The following is a 14,720-nucleotide window of genomic DNA, read 5'->3' on the forward strand; positions in this document are numbered from 1 at the left end:
TGTGGCTAGGCCTTTTCCCGGTAAGGAGAATGTGATTCAACCGCTTCCGTACGAGGGAGCCGGAGAGACTCACAGGGGCATGGCCAAGGAAACGCGCAACGACTTCTATCCGGTTCCGATCGTGGATCAGGCGGCGCGCCCCGATGCCATCACCCGGCTGATCATTTTCATCGTCGTGCTGACTGGCGCGGCGATTGTCTTCGGCATCTTCCGCGAACGCCTCGGCGATCCATTCCTGATGGGCATGCTTGGCGTGCTTGCGATGATCGGCGTCGGTTATCTCTTCGCCACCGCCATCGGCTTCATTCAGATTTCACCTCGCTCGCCTGCCGATGGCCTTTCCAAGGCCTTTGTCGACTCGATGTCGCAAGGCCTGGTCCTTACCGACGCCAAGGGCCGGGTCGTCTACGCCAACCGCGCCTATGCCGACATGACCGGCGCGACAACCGCCTCTGACCTCAAGACGGTCGAGGGCCTGTTGTCGGATGTGCCCGAAGCATCGGCAACGATCTCGCAACTGGCGTCCGGTCTGCGCGACGGCGAGGCCAATGACGGCGAGTTCCGCCTTGCGCAATCCATTCGCCCGGGTGCTGCGCCTGGCGCGCGCTGGTACCGCGTGCGGGCACGCGCCTTCAACGTGCCCAGCCAGCGCCAACCGCTGAATGCCTGGCAACTTGCCGACATTTCTCCTGAGAGAGCCGAGCAGGAACGTTTCTTCCTCGACCTGCAGCAGGCCATCGATCACCTCGACCATGCCCCGGCGGGGTTCTTCTCCGCCGATCAGGATGGCCGCATCACCTATGTCAACGCGACGCTGGCCGAATGGCTCGGTATCGACCTGGCAAGCTTCACGCCTGGCGCCATCACGCTCGATGAGGTCGTCGCCGGCGACGGCATGGCGCTCGTCCGCTCGGTCAAGGCCGATCCGGGAACCACACGCAACGCAGTGATCGATCTCGACCTCGCGACAATTGCAGGCGAGGCCTTGCCGGTTCGCTTCATGCATCGCGTCTCGGCGAGCCGCGAAGGCGTCAATGGGCCGACACGCACCATCGTGCTGAACCGGACCCAGGGCGAGGATTCATCGGGCCAATTGCGTGCCTCGGAGGTGCGCTTCACGCGCTTCTTCAATTCGACGCCGATGGCGATTGCCGGCGTCGATCACAATGGCCGCATCCTACGCACCAACGCGCCGTTCCTGTCGCTGTTTTCGTCGGTCGTCGACCGGGATGCTGTCGACCGCAAGGTCCGGCTCGACACCGTCATCCACGACCGCGATCGCGCGGCATTCGCCGCAGCGCTCGAAAAAGCGCATCAGCGCCAGGCTGACATCGCTCCCATCGACACCGTGATGCCCGACAACGAGGAGCGCCATATGCGCTTCTACGTCAATGCGGTGGCCGACGGTTCGGATGCCGAGGGCGCCGAAGAGTCGGCGATCGTCTATGCGGTCGAGACCACCGAGCAGAAAGCGCTCGAGAACCAGATGGCGCAGAGCCAGAAGATGCAGGCGGTGGGGCAGCTTGCCGGTGGCATCGCGCATGACTTCAACAACGTCTTGACCGCCATCATCATGGCGTCGGACCTGTTGCTGACCAATCATCGTCCGTCGGATCCGTCCTTCCCCGACATCATGAACATCAAGCAGAACGCCAACCGTGCCGCTTCGCTGGTCAGGCAGTTGCTGGCGTTCTCGCGCAAGCAGACACTTCGTCCCGAGGTGCTGAGCCTCACCGACGTGCTCGCCGATCTGCGCACGCTCGTGGCGCGCCTTGTCGGCAACAGCATCAAGCTCAAGATCGACCATGGCCGCGATCTCTGGCCGGTCCGTGCCGATATCGGCCAGTTCGAACAGGTGGTGGTCAATCTCGCCGTCAATGCGCGTGATGCGATGCCTGACGGTGGCGACCTGATGATCCGCACCAAGAACGTGCCTGTCGAGGAGTGCAAGGCCTATGGCTATCGCGAGCTGGTGCCGGCCGACTATGTCGTGGTCGAGGTCGAGGACACCGGCAGCGGCATTGCGCCCGAGGTTCTGAAGAAGATCTTCGAGCCGTTCTTCACCACCAAGGAAGTCGGCAAGGGCACCGGACTGGGCCTGTCGATGGTCTACGGCATCATCAAGCAGACCGGCGGTTTCATCTACTGCGACTCCGAAGTCGGCAAGGGAACCGTGTTCCGCATCTTCCTGCCGCGCCACGTTGCCAAGGCAGTGCCGGCGGAAGAAGCGAAGTCCGGCGCCGAGGCTGCAGCAGCTGCGGCCGCCAAGCAGTCGGAAGCAGCACAGAACAACGCCGCCAAAGACCTTTCCGGTTCAGCCACCGTACTTCTGGTCGAGGACGAGGATGCGGTGCGCATGGGCGGGGTGAGGGCGCTGACCTCGCGTGGCTACACCGTTCACGAGGCGTCGTCCGGCGTCGAGGCGCTCGAGATATTCGACGAGCTCAAGGGCCAGATCGACATCGTCGTGTCGGACGTCGTGATGCCCGAGATGGATGGGCCAACGCTTCTGGGTGAATTGCGCAAGCGCCAGCCCGACATCAAGTTCGTCTTCGTTTCCGGCTATGCCGAAGATGCCTTTGCCAAGAACCTCCCGGCCGATGCCCAGTTCGGTTTCCTGCCCAAGCCGTTCTCGCTCAAGCAACTGGCGACGGTCGTCAAAGAGGTGCTTGAGGGTTAGGCGTTGTGCTCTAGCCAGTTTCAGTTCTGCCCGAACTTCTATTAGCTTTCCCGTATGTGGCGATCGTGCCATCATACGGGCAAGCGTCGTCAGGGTGGACATATGCAGACAACGCCGCATAACGAGGCAAAACGAGGCGACTACGCCGAGACGGTGCTATTGCCGGGCGATCCCCAGCGTACCGAATGGATCGCCGCCACTTTCCTGCAGGACGTCCGGTGCGTGAACCGGGTGCGTGGCGCGCTCGCATATACCGGGCGCTATCGCGGCGCCCCGATAAGCCTGCACACCACCGGCATAGGTGCGCCTTCGCTCGCCATCTATGCTCATGAGTTGCTTGAGACCTATGGCGCAAAGACGCTGATCCGCGTCGGCACCTGCGGTGGGCTGGCCGAGCACGTCAAGCTGCGCAGCCTGGTCATTTCGCAATCGTCGAGCAGCGACAGCGCCATTAATCGCCAGCTTTTCGGTGTCTACGACTATGCGCCGAGCGCCAATTTTGAGCTGTTGTGCCGGGCTGCTCGCCTAGCGGCGGAAATGGGCCTCGTCCACCATGTCGGCCAGACGGCCTCGAGCGACGTGTTCTACCACCCCGATGTACTTGGGCGTTTTGCCGGGGTTCGCGCCCATGGCGCGCTGGCTGTCGATATGGAGACGAACGCGCTGTACACGGTCGCCGCCCGGTTTGGTGCCAAAGCCTTGTCGATCTGCACGGTGGTCGACAGCCTGGTCAACCACGAGGATACGGATTCAACGGAGCGCCAGGAATTATTCACTGACATGGTCCGCCTTGCCCTGGACGTAGCGACCAACGCGACCTCGGCGGAGGCGGAACCTGGTTCTCCCCAGCGGTAGCGTACTCATGAGGCTATGCTAACCTCAAAGTGGCCTTGTGAGTCGGCCGCTTTTCCCGTGTCATTACGATCGAAGATGGAGCTGCCATCCGCATCGGCAAGTTCCGCGCAAGCTGCGATCCATACCTCTGATTGCGTGTTCTGTCCTGTGTTCATTGCGTTTGGGCAATTGGCGAAGGAACAGCCCGTTGGAACAGTTTGTCGAGGAAAGCATGAAGAGGCGTCTGACCGAACCGGTCGACATACTCACCGCAGTCAGCATCTTGAAATCGCACGGCTATTGGGGGGACGAGCTGATCATCGCGATCACCAGGATATTTTATGTTGACCTGGATACTTTCAACGAAGTTGTCGGCACTGCCTGAGACAGATCGATATCGACATGTTCGTCCTTCCATGTTGCGTTGCAACATAGGAGGCTTGCTATTTATTGCCAAATCATCCATATGCAGCGTCATAGGCGCTTGAGCCGGGCTTACGGCTTTCTCCTCAGAGAGACTGGTTGCGTCTGTTTTCACCCTTCCCGCGACGGAAAGCGGTGGAATAGACCCGCGGCATGAGGCCAGCGGGCACGACAGCGCAGCCGAGCGGACGGTCGTCCGCCGCCTTGTCGTTTCACGAGAGATTGAGGCCGGCAGGTTGCGCCCTGCCGCCATTGTTGTTTGTGGCGGATAGCCGTCGCACGAAAGAAGATGATATTGACGAATGAAATCAATGCGGAGCTGAACGGCTTCGCGAAACTCGGCATTACCGGCGCTCTGCTCAAGGCTACCCAGCTTGCGGGCTTCACCGAGCCCAAGCCGATTCAGGTCGAATCCATTCCGGCGCAGCTGGCAGGACGCGACATCCTCGGCATCGCCCAGACCGGTTCGGGCAAGACCGCAGCGTTCTCGCTGCCGATCCTGTCCAAGATTGTTGCGCTTGGCACCAAGCGCCGGCCCAAGACGGCGCGCGCACTGATCCTTGCACCGACGCGTGAACTCGCCGTGCAGATCGAAGACACCATCAAGATTCTGGCCAAGGGCTCGCATGTCTCGACAGCGCTTGTCCTCGGCGGCGTGTCGCGCTTTTCGCAGGTCAAGAAGATCGCTCCGGGCGTCGATGTGCTGATTGCCACGCCGGGCCGCCTGACCGACCTCGTCCGTGAAGGCGACCTCGTTCTGGCCGACACCCAGTGGCTGGTCCTCGACGAGGCTGACCGCATGCTCGACATGGGCTTCATCAACGACGTCAAGCGCATCGCCAAGGCGACCGCGCGCAACCGTCAGACCGCCCTGTTTTCGGCAACCATGCCGGCTGAGATCGCTGAACTGGCGCAGGGCCTGCTCAAGGATCCGATTCGTGTCGAGGTTGCGCCGCAGAGCACGACCGCGGCTGAAATCCGCCAGAGCATCATTCTCGCCCGCACCAAGCAGAAGCGTCAGATCCTGGCAAAGATGCTCGCCGACGAGGCCATGACCTCGGTCCTGGTCTTCGCCCGCACCAAGCATGGCGCCGACCGTGTCGTGAAGGATCTGGATCGCGACGGCTTTCCCGCTGCCGTCATCCACGGCAACAAGTCGCAGAATGCGCGTCAGGCTGCGCTTAACGGCTTCCGCGCCGGCAAGGTCCGCATCCTCGTCGCCACCGATATCGCGGCACGCGGCATCGATGTGCCTGGTATCAGCCACGTTGTGAACTTCGACCTGCCTGATGAGGCTGAAAGCTACGTCCACCGCATCGGCCGTACCGGCCGTAACGGCGCCAACGGCATCGCCGTCACGCTGGTCGATCCTTCGGAAAACTCCAAGCTGCGGCAGGTCGAACGCATCATCCGCATGAAGCTGACCATCGACGCCGACCATCTTGGCGAACCCGATCCGGCACGTCCGGCCGGTGAGCCACGCAGCTTCGTGCCGGCCAACGATCGCGGCGACCGCGAGGAACGCCGGCCCAGCGGTCAGCGCCCGCGTGGCAACAATGGTGGCAAGCCTAAGGGCGATCGCCCGAATGGCAATGCGCCCAAGAGTGGCAAGCGTCGCTTCGGTGCGCGCAAGCCGAACACGCGCGCGGCGTAATCTGTGCAGCAGATCGGGCCTACCTGGTCCATTTGCTGACATGGCATGAATAGGTTAGGGCGGTCGGGGCGGTGCTTCGGCCGCCCTTTCGTTTGAGGAGACGGCATGGCCGGAATAGCGACGCTCGCAATCGCTTACGTGCTGTCGCAATTCTACCGCTCGTTCATGGCGGTGCTGACGCCGGCACTCACCGCTGAACTCGGCGCCACCAAGGCGCAATTGTCCTTCGCCTCCGGCGCCTTCTTCATCGCCTTTGCGCTGGCGCAATTTGCCATCGGTGTTTCGCTCGATCGATTTGGCCCACGACGCACCGCCTCGACGCTGCTTTTGCTTGGTGGCGGAGGCGGGGCTTTCGTTTTCGCCTCGGCTACGGCCCCCTGGATGGTCACCGTGGCCATGGCGATGATCGGGATCGGCTGCGCGCCCGTGTTGATGTCATCGCTGTTCATCTTCGCGCGCACATTTTCCATCGCCCGATTCTCCGTTCTGGCCTCCTGGATGGTCGCTTTTGGCACCGCCGGAAACGTCATCGGCGCGGCACCGTTGGCGCAAGCCGCCGAGGCGTTCGGCTGGCGACCGGTCATGGCTGGACTGGGCGTGATCACCATTGCTGCGGCACTTGCCGTCTTGGTCGTTGTGCGCGATCCGAAATCGCCAGAGGGCATGGAAAGCGGCAATGCCGGATTTGGCGGTTATCTCGAACTGCTTCGAATGCGCGTGTTGTGGCCGATCATTCCGCTTACCGCGATCAACTATGCTCCAACGACAGGCATAAGAGGTCTTTGGTCGGGCCCTTATCTTGCCGATGTCTACGGTGCTGACGCGCTGCTGATCGGGCAGGTGACGTTCTTCATGGCGTTCGCCATGGTGGCTGGTGCCTTCGTCTATGGCCCGCTCGATACGATGTTTCGTACCCGGAAATGGGTTGCGGTCGTCGGCAACACCATCGGCCTCGCGGCGATCCTGTACCTCGCGCTGAATGTCGTGTCGGACATAACCACCATCACGATCGTCTTCGTCGTCATCGGCGTGACCGGCGGCAGCTATGGCCTGCTGATGGCGCATGCGCGTGCCTTCCTGCCGCCGCACCTGATCGGGCGCGGCGTGACGCTGATGAACTTTTTTGCTATCGGCGGTGTGGGTCTGATGCAGTTTGCAACAGGCGCAGTGGTTACGGCCAATGTGGTGCCGGGCGACCCGACCGCAGCCTATTCGGCACTGTTCTGGTTCTACGTGCTGATGCTCGGGGTGGCGATCGTCATCTACCTCTGGGCGCGCGACGCAAAACCGGAGGCCGCGGCCACCACGGAGGCTCAGTCGAAGCTCGAGCGCCTGAGGTAGATCATTGGCTCTGCCTTCCAACGCGTAGCGATGCGAAGCGCCCTTTCCCGTAGCGGTCGCGGCAACAGGAACAACAGCTTCATGACCCAGGTCAGGCGACGCGGGAAGGTGACCTCGAAACCGCTCTTGCGTATCGCCTTGCAGATACGCTCGGCAGCAGCTTCGACCGGCATCATCGCCGGCATGTAATAGGCACTCTTCTCGGTTAGCGGCGTGTCGATGAAGCCGGGGTTCATCACCTGCGTGCGGATGTTCATCTTGTCGAAGTCGAACTTCAGCGCCTCGGCGATGATGTTGATGGCAGCCTTTGTGGCGCCATAGGCAGCCGTTGTCGGCCAGCCGAAATAGCAGCTGATCGATCCCATGAACACGATATGTCCACGGCCGCGATTGCGCATCCGTTCGATGACCGGCACCAGGCCGTTGATGACGCCGAACACATTGACCGCAAAGCTTTGGCGGAAGGCTTCCATGCGCAGGTTTTCGCCAGTGACGGGCATGTAGGATCCGGCATTGAAGATCGCGAGCACGATCGGGCCGGCCTGTGCCTCGATGGCAGCGACGGCAGCGGCCATGCCGGCTTCGTCGGTGACGTCGGACGGAAACGACAGCACTTGGCCGGCCATGCCGCGGGTTTCCTCGATCAACGTATCGATCGGATCGTTGGGGCGGACTGTAACGGCAACGGTGTAGCCTTGGCTTGCCAGCAATCGGGCAACGCAACGTCCGATACCGGTGCTGCCGCCGGTAATCCACGCGACCCCGTGTTCCGGGTCGGCCCGGTATGTGCTCACTTAAAACCTCTGGGCAGTAGTTTCTCGCGTAGCTCTAACGGGGTGGCATGGATATGGAAAGGCTGTTTTAGGGAATGCCATGTTGATGGCGCATCGGCTGACCGGGGAGGGAGCTTGCGTGCGTTGACGCGCAGATGCGACTGGTCCAGAGAATTTCATCCCTTGAAAGCGCGGGCTCACATTTCTAGGGTTCTCAGGCGAATTAGGAAGGAATCTTCATGCGCTCGGTGATCGATGCCATCGGCAACACGCCTCTCATCCGGCTCAAGCGGGCCTCGGAGGAAACCGGCTGCGAGATACTCGGCAAGGCCGAGTTCATGAACCCGGGGCAATCGGTCAAGGATCGCGCCGGCCTGTTCATCATCCGCGATGCCGAAAAGCGCGGGCTGCTCAGGCCCGGCGGGGTCATCGTCGAGGGCACTGCCGGCAATACCGGCATCGGCCTGACTGTTGTCGCCAAAGCGCTCGGCTACCGCACCGTGATCGTCATTCCCGACACGCAGAGCCAGGAGAAGAAGGACGCGCTTCGCCTGCTTGGCGCCGAACTGATCGAGGTTCCGGCTGTTCCCTACAAGAACCCGAACAACTACGTGAAGGTTTCCGGCCGCCTGGCCGAGCAACTGGCGAAGTCCGAGCCGAACGGCGCCATCTGGGCCAACCAGTTCGACAATGTCGCCAATCGCGAGGGCCATATCCGCACGACTGCCGAGGAGATCTGGCAGCAGACTGGCGGCAAGGTCGACGGTTTCGTGTCGGCGGTCGGCACCGGTGGCACACTCGCCGGTGTGGCTATCGGGCTGAAGGCAAAGAGCGCTGCGGTCAAGATCGCGCTTGCCGATCCGCTCGGCGCTGCACTCTACAGCTATTATACTTCAGGCGAACTCAACGCCGAGGGCAGTTCGATCACCGAAGGCATCGGCCAGGGCCGCATCACCGCCAATCTGGACGGCTTCACGCCCGATTTCTCCTACCAGATCCCCGACGAGGAGGCGCTGCCGATCGTCTTCGGACTGATTCAGGAAGAGGGCATCTGCGTCGGCGGCTCGACCGGAATCAACATCGCCGGCGCGATCCGGCTCGCGCGCCAGCTCGGCCCCGGCCACACCATCGTGACGGTGCTTGCCGATTTCGGAACGCGCTATCAGTCAAAGCTGTTCAATCCGGACTTCCTGCGCAGCAAGAGCCTGCCGGTGCCCGAATGGATGGAGACCGAACCCAGCATTTCGGTGCCGTTCGAGCAGGTGGCGTGATGGCATTTTCGACCGAGGCGGTCTTTCGCGAGGATTCCTATCTGCGCGAGACCGAGGCCAAAGTCGTTGGCGTCAACGAACGCGGCGGCATCATCCTCGACCGGACGATCTTTTATGCCACGTCGGGCGGCCAGCCTGGCGACACCGGCTTGATGGTGCGCGACGACGGCAGCCAGATCGCCGTTGCTGCAACGATCACCGGCGAAAGCAAGGACGAGATCATTCATGTGCCGGCGCTGCATCAGGCGATACCCGAGGTCGGCGAGCGGCTGAGGCTGGCTATCGACTGGCCGCGGCGGCTTCTGTTGATGCGCATGCATGCTGCCTGCCATCTGCTGACGGTGGTTTGTCCATACCCGATCACTGGAGCGTCGGTGCATGAAGAGGATTCGCGGGTCGATTTCGACATTCCAGATGCTGGCTTCACCAAGGAGGACGTGACGGCCCAGTTGATGGAACTCGTCCGCGCCAACCATCCGATTTACAACAGCTGGATTTCCGACGCCGAGCTTGTCGCCAATCCGACGCTCGTGAAGTCTAAGAACGTGCGTCCGCCATCCGGCACTGGCAAGATCAGGCTCGTCTGCATCGGCGACAATGCCTCGATCGACAGCCAGCCCTGTGGCGGGACCCATGTCGCCAGCACGGGCGAAATCGGCGAGATCCATATCGGCAAGATCGAAAAGAAGGGGCGCGAGAACCGCCGCTTCCGCATCCGCTTCGGCGCGATGCCCGCCAACTGAACCCCGGAGAAATTGCCATGAGCGACAAGAGCGCCTTCGTCATCGATGCGGATTGGCTGGAAAAGCGGCTGGGAACGCCCGGACTGTCGATTGTCGACGCCTCCTGGTACATGCCGGCGCAGAAGCGTGATGCACGCGCCGAACATGATGCGGCTCACATTCCCGGTGCGGTGTTTTTCGACCAGGACCTGGTCGTCGATCCGGATTCGACCTTGCCACACACGCTGCCGTCGCCATCGTTGTTCGCACGCTTTGCCGGCTCGATGGGCATTTCCGCCGACGACACAATCGTCATCTACGATGGCCCGGGCTTCCAGTCGGCCCCCCGTGTCTGGTGGATGTTCCGCATCATGGGCGTGTTCCAGGTCTACATTCTCGACGGCGGGTTCGATCGTTGGAAGGCAGCGGGCCGCCCGGTCACCGCCGAGCCAACCAAGACCGCACCCGGCGTGTTCCATGTCGACTATGACGCCTCCAAGGTCGTTTCGCTCGCCGAGATGCGAGCAATCGTCGACACAGGCAGCGCCCAGATTGCCGATGCACGCTCTGCCGGGCGCTTCGCAGGCACTGATCCGGAACCGCGTGCCGGCCTGCGTTCAGGCCACATGCCTGGCGCGCGCAGTGTGCCTTCGGCAACGCTGTCGGAGAATGGCGAGCTTCTGCCGCTCGATCGCCTGAAGGCAACGCTCGAGGCGGCGGGGCTCGACCTCTCCAAGCCTATCGTCACCTCCTGCGGCTCGGGCGTCACCGCGGCCGTCATCACGCTCGCATTGCAGTCTCTCGGGCATGGCGACGTCAGGCTTTATGACGGCTCCTGGACCGAATGGGGCGGCTTGTCCGACACGCCTGTCGTGACGGGGAAAGCATGAACATGGCCGTCGACCGCAGCGAAAACATCGAGGTCACGGTCACATTCCTGGAAATGCATGTGCCGCCGGTTTACACGCCGCCGCTGCCGGTCAATCGCCAGATCGCCCTTCTCAGGACGCGCGACATTCCGCTGCATTATTATCGCTACCTCGCCGACCGCGTTGGCCGCAAATGGCATTGGGTCAACAGTCTCAGGCTCGATGACGATGAGCTTGCCGCCGGTCTCCATCGCGAGGATCGCGACATCAGGGTGCTGTATCTCGATGGCGCACCGGCAGGTTTCATGGACATCAAGCCGCATTTGCCCGATGAGGTCGAACTCGCCTATTTCGGCATGATGGACCACGCCATGGGGCAGGGCATCGGCCGCTGGTTCCTGGGTGCTGCCATTGCCGCCGCATGGTCATACAGGCCCAACAAGGTGACGGTGCAGACCTGCACGCTCGACCATCCGGCAGCCCTGCCGCTCTACCAGAAAATGGGCTTTTCGCCGGTCGCGCAGAAAACCGAGACGGTGCGGACAATGACCTTCGCCGAACGTTCGGCAAGCGTTATGCGGCCGTGATGGCGTACAACCCCGGCTGAACCGCCCGTTCATCGCTTCTTCAGGTTGGTTCTGGCATTTTCCGCGCATCAGGTCCGGCCTGACGGTCGAATTATGCAAGGAGAATGAAGATGTTGAACCGCCGTACGCTTGCTGCCGCGCTGATCGCCGTGCTTGCCGCGCCTTCTCTCGCTGCCGCGCAGGCGACGACGCCTTCGGCGTCGCAGATCGAGCGCCAGCTTCAGGCAGCACCTACGACGAAGCTCAAGCCCAACCAACGCGTCACCGTGCGTGAATTCAAGCGCCGGCCCGACCTGCGCCGCATGGCGCCGTCGATCGACATCCAGTCGATCAACTTCGCCTTCGGTTCGGCCGAGGTGCCATATTCGCAATATGGCAAGGTGGAAAACATCGCCAATGCCCTCGACCGCATCTTGCGTCGCGATCCCGATGCCCGCGTGCTGATCGAAGGCCATACCGACGCGGTGGGCTCGTTCGGCTCCAACCAGGCACTGTCGGAGCGCCGCGCCGCTTCGCTGAAGCAGACCCTGGTGCGTGAGTTCGGCATCCCGCGCTATGCGCTGGAAACAGTGGGTTACGGCGAAGAATTCCTGCTGGTGCCCACCCAGAACGAGAACTGGCGCAATCGCCGCGTCACGCTGCGCCGCTACGACGCCTTCATCCGCTAGCCCCAAGCGCAATACGAATTCCAGGGAGCCTGGCTTGCGAGAGCCGGGCTTTATTTGCGCCCTCTTATGTAGTATACAGTATACCAAAATATGGAGGGCGAAAGATGACGATCAAAGTGGTGATGGCCGGCGCCACCGGCTGGGTTGGCAAGGCACTCATCCCGGCCATACTGGCGCAAGGCGACATGCAGCTTACCGGCGCGGTTGCACGCCGGGCAGCTGGACATGACGTTGGTGTGGCCACGGGAGGTCAGCCTAACGGCCAGAAGATCAGCGGCACGCTTGCTGAGGCCTTGTCTGCGACTTGCGACGTGGTCGTCGACTACACCAAGCCGGTTGCGGTCAGGGATCACGCCATGCTCGCCATTTCGCGCGGTCGACATGTCGTCATCGGCACTTCGGGCCTGAGAGCAGCCGACTATCGCGAGATCAATGCCGCCGCCCGCGCCAATGGCGTCGGTGTCGTTGCCGCCGGCAACTATTCGATCACGGCAACTTTGATGAAGAAGTTCGCGTTGATGGCGGCGCAGTACGTGCCCGACGTCGAAATCATCGACTATGCCAGCGCCAGAAAGGCGGACGCCCCTTCGGGTACCGCGCTCGAACTGGCCGAGACGCTGTCCGAGATTCGCGGCGCGCCCACGGCTTTGCCGACCTCCGAAATCTACGGCCATCCGGAAGCCCGAGGCGCGACCCTGGGCGAAGGCACGGCGGTGCAGGTCCATTCGCTGCGCCTGCCGTCCTATCAGCTGTCCTGCGAGGCGGTTTTTGGATTGCCCGAAGAGCGCCTGACTATCCGTCACGACGCCGGCACCTCAGCTGTGCCCTATGTCGCCGGCACCCTGCTTGCCATTCGCCGGGTGCGCGAATTCACCGGCCTGGTCAGGGTGCTCGACGCGCTGATGGACGAAACGCTGTCGGTGTAGGAAATCGGGTGGGCGCGCGCCTGCGCCCCACATAGCTTGCGGCAATCGATCAACGAGGATTGTCGCGATGAACATTCGTTTCCAGGCTCTGCCCACCGAAGTGGTAAGGGCGCTACAGCACGGCGAGCCAGACGCCTATGGCATGAAGCCGGAGCGCAAGATCTCCGATGGCGACGGAGTGCCATGCCGCCACTGCCTGACCAATGTCGCTGCCGGAGAGGGTTATCTCATTCTTGCCTACCGGCCGTTTCCGGCGCTGCAGCCTTATGCAGAAACCGGGCCGATCTTCCTGCATGCCGGGGAATGCCCCCGTGCGGCGGAGGCGGGCGAACTGCCGGAACTGTTTACGCGAACCAAGGACTACATCCTGCGTGGCTACAGCGCCGACGATCGCATCGTCTACGGCACGGGTGCGGTGACGCCGACGCCCGAGATCCCTGATCGCGCCGAACAACTGCTCCAACGGCCTGACGTGGCCTACGTGCATATGCGTTCGGCAAAGAACAATTGCTACCAGTGCCGGATCGAGCTGGACGAACCTCTGACGTCAAGTGGCGCCGCTACCTGACTGAGTTGCAAACAAAAAAACCCGCCGCATCGCTGCGGCGGGTTGGGGCCGTTTGCCTGAAACGGTCTCAGTTGAACTTGTACTTCGCGCCCACGCGGACGGTGTGCGACGACGGCGTGACTTCAAAGAAGCCGCTGCTGTCGAAATCTTCCGACTGGTACTGCGCGTAGCGGTATTCGAGGTTGACCGTCATATTGTTGGTGACGGCCGCTTCGAGACCGCCGCCGACGGAGAAGCCGCCTGCATTCCAGTCGATCAGCGACTGGCTATTGCCACCGCTGCTGGCAACGAGATCGAAATGCTGCCAGCTGTAGCCGCCAAGCACATAGGCCAGCGTCGATTCATTGAGCTTCATGCCGACCCTGGCAAGAAGGTCAAAGCCGTAGTCGGCGTCGAGGTTCAGCTTGCCAGGACCAAAATTGATTTCGCTGGTTACACCCGAGTAACGTCCGCCCAACTGGACGCCTGCAACCCAATTGCCGCCGAATTCATGGTCGTAACCGACATTGAGTTCGCCGAATGCGCCTTCGCCACCGACGCCGTTGAAGGAGGCTACGCCGCCGAAACCCAGTTCGTGAACGGCCGCACCGGCACCGACATTGCCGCCGATGTAGAAGCCGGTCCAGCTATAGGCAGGCGACTCGAATGCAGCCGCGCCGCCGTTCTGGGCACCGAAGCGATAGTTGGCCGCGACGCTGAAGGTGTGCCGCGACGTGTCCGTGTCCAAGATGCCGTCGGGAGCGCCGAGTTCGCTCAGGATGTTTGCGGTGCTGAAGCGCGTGTAGCGATACTCAGTCTTGAGCGTCCAGTTGCTGGCGACCACCGTTTCGACGCCAACTCCAAGGAAATAGCCGTCCTTGTCCCAGTCAAAGCTGCCACTGCCACCGAAACCGCCGCTCGATTCGAGTTCAGATTTCTGCCAGGCGTAACCGCCCAGGACGTAGCCCAGTGTGCTCGGTGTCACGAGGTAGCCGGCGCGAACGCCAACATCAAAGCCATACTTCTCGGTGATCGACGCGTCGGCGAAAGGCGCGGCGTCAATCTTGGTCGCGATGTTACCGAAATGCGCGTCAACCAGGCCACCGACCAGGAACCGCGGCGACACCAGATAGTCGTAGCCAACCGTCAGCTCTCCGAAAACGCCTTCGCCACCGATGCCATTGAAGGAAAATCCCGGTGCTGTAAGCGGCGAACTCACTTCGTGGACATTCGCGCCGACGCCACCACCGAAGCCGACATAGACACCGCTCCAGTTGAAGCCTGCCGCCGGTGCTTCCGCTACTGAATCAGCGGCAAAGGATGCCGAGTTGATTGCAACAGCCGACACAGCGCCAAGCAACAGCGCCTGCCAAGTCTTACCAAATGTCATAGTTTACTACCCCAACCTTACCCAATGTCGCTTTG

The 14,720-nt window shown here is 61.9% G+C and carries 14 protein-coding genes; 12 read left to right on the top strand and 2 right to left on the bottom strand.

The window, feature by feature from the left end:
• Nucleotides 1–79 precede the first annotated feature (79 nt).
• The 5 genes from cckA (at nucleotide 80) to J1C56_RS02850 (ending at nucleotide 6,932) form a co-directional block, all read left to right on the top strand.
• On the top strand, nucleotides 80–2,680 hold the full coding sequence (gene cckA / locus J1C56_RS02830; RefSeq protein ID WP_214385802.1) for a cell cycle histidine kinase CckA: 2,601 nt from the start codon (nucleotides 80–82) through the stop codon (nucleotides 2,678–2,680).
• Between the two features lie 102 nt (nucleotides 2,681–2,782).
• Nucleotides 2,783–3,535: a purine-nucleoside phosphorylase gene (gene deoD, locus J1C56_RS02835; protein WP_214385804.1), complete on the top strand. Its 753-nt coding sequence runs from the start codon at nucleotides 2,783–2,785 to the stop codon at nucleotides 3,533–3,535.
• Between the two features lie 187 nt (nucleotides 3,536–3,722).
• Nucleotides 3,723–3,899, top strand: a complete 177-nt coding sequence (locus J1C56_RS02840; protein WP_214385806.1) for a hypothetical protein — start codon at nucleotides 3,723–3,725, stop codon at nucleotides 3,897–3,899.
• Between the two features lie 333 nt (nucleotides 3,900–4,232).
• Nucleotides 4,233–5,591 carry a DEAD/DEAH box helicase gene (locus J1C56_RS02845; RefSeq protein WP_280223140.1) on the top strand — a complete coding sequence of 453 codons (1,359 nt, stop codon included), beginning with the start codon at nucleotides 4,233–4,235 and terminating at the stop codon, nucleotides 5,589–5,591.
• A gap of 105 nt (nucleotides 5,592–5,696) precedes the next feature.
• Nucleotides 5,697–6,932, top strand: a complete 1,236-nt coding sequence (locus J1C56_RS02850; RefSeq protein ID WP_214385810.1) for an MFS transporter — start codon at nucleotides 5,697–5,699, stop codon at nucleotides 6,930–6,932.
• Here J1C56_RS02850 and J1C56_RS02855 read toward each other — a convergent pair.
• A complete protein-coding gene (locus tag J1C56_RS02855; RefSeq protein WP_214385812.1) occupies nucleotides 6,905–7,726 on the bottom strand; it encodes an SDR family NAD(P)-dependent oxidoreductase in 822 nt (273 codons plus the stop codon). The genes J1C56_RS02850 and J1C56_RS02855 overlap by 28 nt on opposite strands.
• A 218-nt stretch (nucleotides 7,727–7,944) precedes the next feature.
• Here J1C56_RS02855 and J1C56_RS02860 point away from each other — a divergent pair, with 218 nt between their 5' ends.
• From J1C56_RS02860 to J1C56_RS02890, 7 genes are all read left to right on the top strand, one after another.
• Nucleotides 7,945–8,976: a cysteine synthase A gene (locus J1C56_RS02860; protein ID WP_214385814.1), complete on the top strand. Its 1,032-nt coding sequence runs from the start codon at nucleotides 7,945–7,947 to the stop codon at nucleotides 8,974–8,976.
• The gene (locus tag J1C56_RS02865) at nucleotides 8,976–9,719 is read left to right on the top strand and encodes an alanyl-tRNA editing protein (RefSeq protein ID WP_214385816.1); all 744 of its coding nucleotides are present in this window, start codon (nucleotides 8,976–8,978) and stop codon (nucleotides 9,717–9,719) included. The genes J1C56_RS02860 and J1C56_RS02865 overlap by 1 nt, the downstream gene beginning before the upstream one ends.
• 17 nt (nucleotides 9,720–9,736) lie before the next feature.
• Nucleotides 9,737–10,588, top strand: a complete 852-nt coding sequence (gene sseA / locus J1C56_RS02870; protein WP_214385819.1) for a 3-mercaptopyruvate sulfurtransferase — start codon at nucleotides 9,737–9,739, stop codon at nucleotides 10,586–10,588.
• A 2-nt stretch (nucleotides 10,589–10,590) separates the two neighbouring features.
• Entirely contained in the window at nucleotides 10,591–11,154 is a 564-nt protein-coding gene (locus tag J1C56_RS02875; protein ID WP_214386652.1) for a GNAT family N-acetyltransferase, read from the top strand.
• A gap of 110 nt (nucleotides 11,155–11,264) precedes the next feature.
• Nucleotides 11,265–11,822: an OmpA family protein gene (locus J1C56_RS02880; RefSeq protein ID WP_184774267.1), complete on the top strand. Its 558-nt coding sequence runs from the start codon at nucleotides 11,265–11,267 to the stop codon at nucleotides 11,820–11,822.
• Between the two features lie 104 nt (nucleotides 11,823–11,926).
• Nucleotides 11,927–12,748, top strand: a complete 822-nt coding sequence (dapB, locus tag J1C56_RS02885; protein ID WP_214385821.1) for a 4-hydroxy-tetrahydrodipicolinate reductase — start codon at nucleotides 11,927–11,929, stop codon at nucleotides 12,746–12,748.
• 67 nt (nucleotides 12,749–12,815) lie between these two features.
• Nucleotides 12,816–13,316: a DUF1203 domain-containing protein gene (locus tag J1C56_RS02890; RefSeq protein WP_214385823.1), complete on the top strand. Its 501-nt coding sequence runs from the start codon at nucleotides 12,816–12,818 to the stop codon at nucleotides 13,314–13,316.
• A 67-nt stretch (nucleotides 13,317–13,383) separates the two neighbouring features.
• On the opposite strand, the gene J1C56_RS02895 is transcribed toward J1C56_RS02890, so the two are convergent.
• Nucleotides 13,384–14,685: an outer membrane protein gene (locus tag J1C56_RS02895; RefSeq protein WP_214385825.1), complete on the bottom strand. Its 1,302-nt coding sequence runs from the start codon at nucleotides 14,683–14,685 to the stop codon at nucleotides 13,384–13,386.
• Between the last annotated feature and the right edge of the window lie 35 nt (nucleotides 14,686–14,720).

Source organism: Aminobacter anthyllidis, from assembly GCF_018555685.1.
Classification (GTDB): domain Bacteria; phylum Pseudomonadota; class Alphaproteobacteria; order Rhizobiales; family Rhizobiaceae; genus Aminobacter; species Aminobacter anthyllidis.